Origin of the sequence: Microbacterium sp. SCN 71-21, from assembly GCF_001725695.1 — a bacterium.
GTDB lineage: Bacteria > Actinomycetota > Actinomycetes > Actinomycetales > Microbacteriaceae > Microbacterium > Microbacterium ginsengisoli.
The window spans coordinates 1-6,428 of record NZ_MEGA01000109.1 but is presented as its reverse complement, the minus strand read 5'-3'; the positions used below and the strand labels follow the sequence as shown (position 1 = coordinate 6,428).

3 protein-coding genes and 1 pseudogene are annotated in these 6,428 nt (G+C 67.2%); 3 read left to right on the top strand and 1 reads right to left on the bottom strand.

Annotation, left to right across the window (positions count from 1 at the left end; all coding sequences use genetic code 11):
• Window positions 1-309: pseudogene (locus ABT08_RS12470) on the top strand (hypothetical protein); the annotation flags it as partial.
• A 71-nt stretch (window positions 310-380) separates the two neighbouring features.
• Complete coding sequence (locus ABT08_RS12465; protein ID WP_288115160.1) at window positions 381-5,315, top strand: helicase-like domain-containing protein; 4,935 nt, start codon at window positions 381-383, stop codon at window positions 5,313-5,315.
• A gap of 1 nt (window position 5,316) precedes the next feature.
• On the opposite strand, the gene ABT08_RS12460 is transcribed toward ABT08_RS12465, so the two are convergent.
• Window positions 5,317-6,081 (bottom strand): dihydroxyacetone kinase subunit DhaK, encoded by a 765-nt coding sequence (locus tag ABT08_RS12460; RefSeq protein ID WP_288115159.1) that lies wholly within the window; start codon window positions 6,079-6,081, stop codon window positions 5,317-5,319.
• 164 nt (window positions 6,082-6,245) lie between these two features.
• On the opposite strand from ABT08_RS12460, the gene ABT08_RS13220 reads away from it, so the two are divergent.
• A partial coding sequence (locus ABT08_RS13220) for a BlaI/MecI/CopY family transcriptional regulator (protein ID WP_353743295.1) occupies window positions 6,246-6,428 on the top strand: 183 nt, incomplete at its 3' end.

Genomic DNA, 6,428 nt, shown 5'->3' with positions numbered 1-6,428 from the left:
CTTCTTGACGCGGGACAGCAACTGGCGTGGGTCACCGACCCGAGCCTGCCGCTGGATCAGGCGCGAGAGGAATGGGAGCAGACCCGGCCCTCCGACGAGAACCTGATCCTCTGGGCCGAGCGGATGCAGGACTGCCCGGATTCGATGCCCTCCTCCGTGGAGCTGGAGGAACTGGCGAAGAAGTGGGCGCTCAGCGTCGAGTTCCTGCTGGAGCTCGTGGCGACGGAGCCCCCGCGGGAGTACATGCGGGCGAACCAGGCGACGCTCGCCGAGGCGGCGACGATCCGGTTCTTCCGCGAGCTGCGGTAGCGCCTCGGTTCGTTCCCGCCTCGCAGGACGACCTTGGCCCCTCGGGCGCGAAGGCACGCTATCGGGCGAACGTGGAGGCGATCCACCTCATCCACGATCTGAACTCGACGGGTCGCCCCGCGTCTCCAGAGGGTCAGCGCGTGCTCGCCCGCTGGTCGAGCTGGGGCGCGATCCCCGAGGTCTTCGATGATCTGAAGCCCGAATGGGATGCCGAGCGCGCTGAGCTGCGCGAGCTGCTGAGCGACGACGAGTGGGATGCCGCGGCGCGGACGACGATCAACGCGCATTACACCGACCCGATGATCGCCCGGCAGGTGTGGCGGCTGCTGGACGGGCTGGGGTTCCGCGGCGGCGCGGTGCTGGAGCCCGGTTCCGGCGCGGGTACGTTCATCGGCCTCGCGCCGGCGTCGGCGCAGATGACCGGGGTGGAACTCGATCCACTGACGGCGGCGATCTGCGCCGAGCTGTACCCGCACGCGACCATCCGTGCCGAGTCCTTCGCCGATACTCGCCTGCCCGAAGGCCACTTCGACGCGGCCATCGGCAATGTGCCCTTTAGCAGCGTCACCCTGCACGATCCGCTGCACAACGCGACACGGCAGTCGATGCACAACCACTTCATCATCAAGTCGCTGCGCCTGACCCGGCCGGGCGGGCTCGTCGCGGTGCTGACCTCGCACTTCACGATGGACGCGCAGAACCCCGGTGCGCGGCGGGAGATGAATGAGCTGGCCGACCTCGTGGGTGCGATCCGCCTGCCTACCGGGGCGCATCGCCGCGCCGCGGGGACGGAAGTCGTCACCGACCTGCTCGTGTTCCGACGGCGACCGGACGGCGAGCAGATGCGCGACGACGCCTGGGAGACGGTCGCCCGGGTGCCTATCGACGGCGTGCCGATGCGGATCAACCGCTACTTCGATGAGCACCCGGAGCAGATACTCGGGGAGGTCGGCGTCGGTCACGGAATGTACGACGGCGCGACCCTCACGATCACGACCGATCTGGCTGACCTGGGAGCGGAACTCGCTGTCGCCGTCGACCAGCTCGTGTTCTCCGCCCGCCGAGCCGGGCTGACCATGACAGAGCGCACCGCCGAGCAGCGGGCTCGCCGGGCCGCGTTCACGCCGTCGGCGCCGGAACTGTGGGCCGGCAGCATCGTGGCTAACGAGGCCGGCGGCTTCCGCACCGTGGTCTCGGGCTCACCGGAACCGCTCGCGGTGCCGAAGTCCGCCGAGCGCGAGCTGCGCGCTCTGCTGCGCCTGCGAGACGGCGCATCTCGCCTACTAACGGCCGAGGCCGCGAGCGTGGACGACACCCCAGACATCGTGCTCACACGCACGACGCTGCGCCGCGATTACCTGAAGTACGTCGGAACCTATGGGGCATTGAACCGCTACACGCTGCGCCCGACGGGGCGCACCAACGAGGACGGCGAGGAAACCTTCGCCCGCATCGTGCCGACCCCGATCCGGCTCCTGCGCGCCGACCCGTTGGGTCCCCTGGTGCTCGCGCTGGAGCAGTTCGATGATCAGGATCAGTCCGCGTCGCCCGCGGCGATCATGAGCCACCGCGTGGTGGTGCCGCGTGCTGAGGTGCAGGGTGTCGACAGCCCGGCCGACGCCATCGCGGTCAGTCTCGACCGCAGCGGACGCATCGACATCACCCTCGTCGCCGATCTGCTCGGGATGAACGACCGGGAAGCGCGCGAGGCAATGGGAACGCTCGTGTTCACCGATCCCGTGACTAGCCAGCTCATCCACGCCCCGGAGTACCTGTCGGGCGATGTGCGGGTCAAGCTCGAGGCAGCGCGGCTCCGAGCCCAGGATGATGCCGAGTTCCAGGTCAACGTCGACGCGCTTACCGAGGTGCTGCCCGCACCGCTGGGCATCCAGGACATCCACGCGAAGCTCGGCGCGGTATGGATCAGCGCCGAGGTCCACGAGCAGTTCCTTCGTGGCATGCTGCGCGCGCTCGACGTTCGCGTGGAGAACCCGCTGCCAGGCATGTGGGAGATTCGGGGTGGACGGCAGGGGCTGCTCTCCACCTCCGAATGGGGCACGCCGCGCCGCCCCGCTCCGGACATCGCCCAAGCCGTCATGGAGCAACGGACGATGCTCGTCTACGACGAGGAGAAGGACATCGACGGCAAGGTGCGCCGCGTGCTCAACCCTGTCGAGACTGCAGCCGCGCAGGAGAAGGCCGACGCGCTCCAGGAGCGGTTCAGCGATTGGGTGTGGGAAGACCCGGCTCGCGCGCAGGCGCTTGTGGACGAGTACAACCGGCGATTCAACTCGATCGTGCTCCGCGACTACACCGATGCCGGCGCGTACTTGTCGCTGCCTGGCCTCGCCTCCAACTTCGAGCCGCGCACTCACCAGCGCGCCGCCGTCGCGCGAATGGTGTCCGAGCCTGCGGCGGGCCTGTTCCACGAGGTCGGCGCAGGCAAGACTGCGGAGATGATTATGGGCGCGATGGAGATGCGCCGGATGGGGCTTATCAGCAAGCCCGTCGTGGTCGTGCCGAACCACATGCTGGAGCAGTTCGGCCGCGAGTGGCTCCAGGTCTACCCGCGCGCCCGCGTGCTCGCGGCATCGAGCCTCGACCTCACCGCCGACAAGCGGCGGCTGTTCGTCGCCCGGGCCGCCGCGAACGAGTGGGACGCGATCATCCTCACGCAGGGTGCGTTCGCCAAGATCCCGTTGCGCGCCTCCACCCAGGAGCAGTACATCCGCGGGCAGGTGGAGGACGTGCGGCAGGTGCTGAGTGAAGCGACCGGCGAACAGCGGCTGAGTGTCAAGCGCATCCAGCGCAAGCTCCTGGCGATGGAGAACAAGCTGAAGGAGCGCACTGACACCGACCGCGACCGGGGCGTTTGCTTCGAGGACACCGGCATCGACTACGTCATCGTCGACGAGATGCACATGTACAAGAACCTCGCCACGGAGTCGAACATCCGCGACGCCGCGATCGAGGGCTCGGATCGCGCGAGCGACCTTCACATGAAGCTCGAATACCTCCGCTCGGCCGGGCGCGAGCGGGTCGTCACCGCGGCGACCGCGACGCCCATCTCGAACTCGATCACCGAGACCTACGTCATGCAGCGATACCTCCGGCCCGACGTGCTCGAGTCGGCAGGGGTCGGCGCGTTCGATGCGTGGGCGGCGACGTTCGGCGAGTTGGTCACGCAGATGGAGATCTCGCCGACCGGCAGCACGTTCCGCATGAAGACCCGGTTCGCGCGTTTCCAGAACGGGCACGAGCTGCTGCGGATGTGGTCGGTGTTCGCCGACGTGAAGACCGCTGACGACCTCGACCTGCCCGTGCCCGCGCTCGTGCAGCGCGACGACGGCAGCCGCGCGCCCTCCACCGTGCCGGTGCAGCCGACCGTCGAGCTGGAGCAGTACGTCGCCTCCCTCGCCGAGCGCGCAGAGAAGGTCGCCACCCGCCAGGTGCGCCCCGACGAGGACAACATGCTCCTGATCGCCACCGACGGGCGCAAGGCCGCCCTGGATATCCGCATGGTCATTTCCCGCGACCCGTCCGGGCCGAGCAAGGTGGATGTCGCCGCCGACGCGATCCACCGCATCTGGGAGCGCACTCGCGACAACGAGTACCTGGACACGCTGACCGGGCAGCCCTCCACGGTGCGCGGCTCGCTCCAGCTCGTGTTCTCCGATATCGGCACCCCGAACCAGGACAGGTGGAACGCCTACGACGAGCTGCGGCAGCAGCTCGTGCAGCGCGGCATCCCCGCCGAGCAGGTCAGATACATGCACGAGGCGAAGACCGACGTGGAGAAGGCCCGCCTGTTCGCCGCCGCCCGTGCCGGCCACGTCGCCGTGCTCCTCGGATCGACGGAGAAGATGGGCGTCGGCACCAACGTCCAGGCCCGCGCCATCGCACTGCACCACCTGGACTGCCCGTGGCGACCCTCCGACATCGCCCAGCGCGACGGTCGCATCATGCGGCAGGGCAACCAGAACGAGGAAGTGGCGATCGTCCGCTACGTCACCGAGCGATCCTTCGACTCCTACATGTGGCAGACGGTCGAGCGGAAGGCCGCGTCGTTCGCGCAGCTCCTGCGGGGCAAGATCAACGCCCGAGAGATCGAGGAGATCGACACCTCCGCGCTGTCCGCGGCCGAGGCCAAGGCAATCGCGTCCGGCAATCCGCTCCTGCTGGAGCACTCCGTCATCCTGAACGAGGTGAACCGGCTGCGACGCCTGCAACGCGCGCATGAGCGCAACGAGGACATGCTCGTCCACACCAGCAACCGCGCCCGGTCTTCCGCCGAACGCGCGGCGGCGGACATTCGCGGGCTGGAAGCCGCTGTCCCACGGATGATCGACACGAGCGGCGACAGGTTCCGCATCACGCTCGGCACGCGCGACTACGACTCCCGGTCCGACGCCGCACACGCCCTCGCCGCATGGATGGGCGACTCCGGGCTGAGGTGGCTACCGCGATACGGGCACAAGGACTTCGGGATCATCGGCCGCATCTCCGGCTTCGACATCCACGTCGAGGCCCGCTCCGGGCTCGCCGCCCTCGATGTGACCGTCTCCCTGCCCGAGGTGCCGCGCTCGGGCTTCTCCATGCCGAAGGAGTCATTCCTGGAGGCCGGGCTCGGACTTGTGCAGCGCATCGAGAACCGCGTCAGCGGCATCCCCTCGCTCCTCGACCAGGCCCGCGAAGACCTTGAGGAAGCCGAGCAGACCGTCGCCGACACGCAGCAGCGCCTCGGCCAACCCTTCCGCCACGCCCAGGCCCTCACCGACGCCGAGGAAGATCTCACCCGCGTCGAAGCCCAACTCGCCGCAATGCAGGACGAGCCTCGCCCGGACCCTGTCGCGCTGGAGTCCGAGCGTGGCGAACTGACGATCGAGGCCGTGCGCGCCTATGAACCGAACCTGGGATCACGGGAAGGCACCAGCCGAGAGCCCGCAGCCCCGTTCGTCCCTGCGACGTCCCCTGCCGCGCCGCCGAGCAACGCGCCGAGGCTGTAGTTCAGCGGCACTCCGGGCCGAGCCCCTCGATGATCATGCTCGGGTCGGCGATGATCTGTTCACAAAGCAGGCATCGCGTGCCACGGAAGATCACCTCGGGCTCTCCGTGGATGCCGAGGCCAAGCTCCATCTCATCTTCGCCGAGGTCAAAGCCGGGGCGGCCGACTGCCGGAGAAGTCCCAGCAGAAAAAGAGACGCCCATAGTGGCAAGTGATGAGACCGCCGCTCGGCCTATCGCTGCTACCTCGGCCATGCTTCTGCCCTCGGCGGCTGCGGCTCCAAGCAACTTGTGGATGAATACAGTCCCGGCGAGCCCGCGTGCGCCCGTGCCTTGTCCTGTTCCTTTCAGGGCAACGTCATCGTCCACGATTACTACTTCTACCGGAATCCCTTCGGCTCGCGCCATCTCGGCAGCGAGGCCGAAGTTAAGGCGGTCGCCGGTGTAATTTTTGACGACCAACAACGCTCCGGGCTCTCCCGCAACGGCCTTGATGGCTGCAAAGACGGAGTCGCTGCTGGGCGAGGTGAAGACTTCTCCGGCCACGGCGGCGCTCAACATGCCAGCCCCGACATAACCTGCATGAGCCGGTTCGTGTCCGCTGCCGCCGCCGGAAAGCAACGCTACCTGATGATTGCGCACCTTCTCCGCGTCCGCGCGGACCATCACCTGGTGACCGGACAAACGCCTCAACCCCGGATACAGGACAGAGAAGCCCTGCAGCATCTCTTCGACAACGTCTTCAGGCCGGTTGATGAACTTTTTCATGACGAAGCCCATCATACTGCTCCGAATTGACGTCTTTCGCGATAACTACGAAGCCGCAGGACTGCCCGCAACGCATCGTCTTGCACATGAAGATCTCCCCTGCTAACTAATCTTCTAGTTGCTCGTCCCATCAATGTGCTCCGGTTACGGGAGTAAGCGAAACGATGCCGCCAAAGCGTTCCAATACGTTGACAGAAGCCGAGCTTCGCATCATGCGCATCCTGTGGGCGCGCGGAGAGTCGCTGGTCAGCGATCTGGTCTCGGCAATGCCCGAGAGTTCTCCCTTGGCGTACACCTCGGTGCTGACGACTGTGCGTGTTCTGGAGCAGAAGGGTTATGTAAAGCAC

Coding starts and splice junctions, on each gene's coding strand:
- ABT08_RS12460 (WP_288115159.1), bottom strand. CDS start 6,081: ATGAAAAAGTTCATCAACCGGCCTGAAGACGTTGTCGAAGAGATGCTG.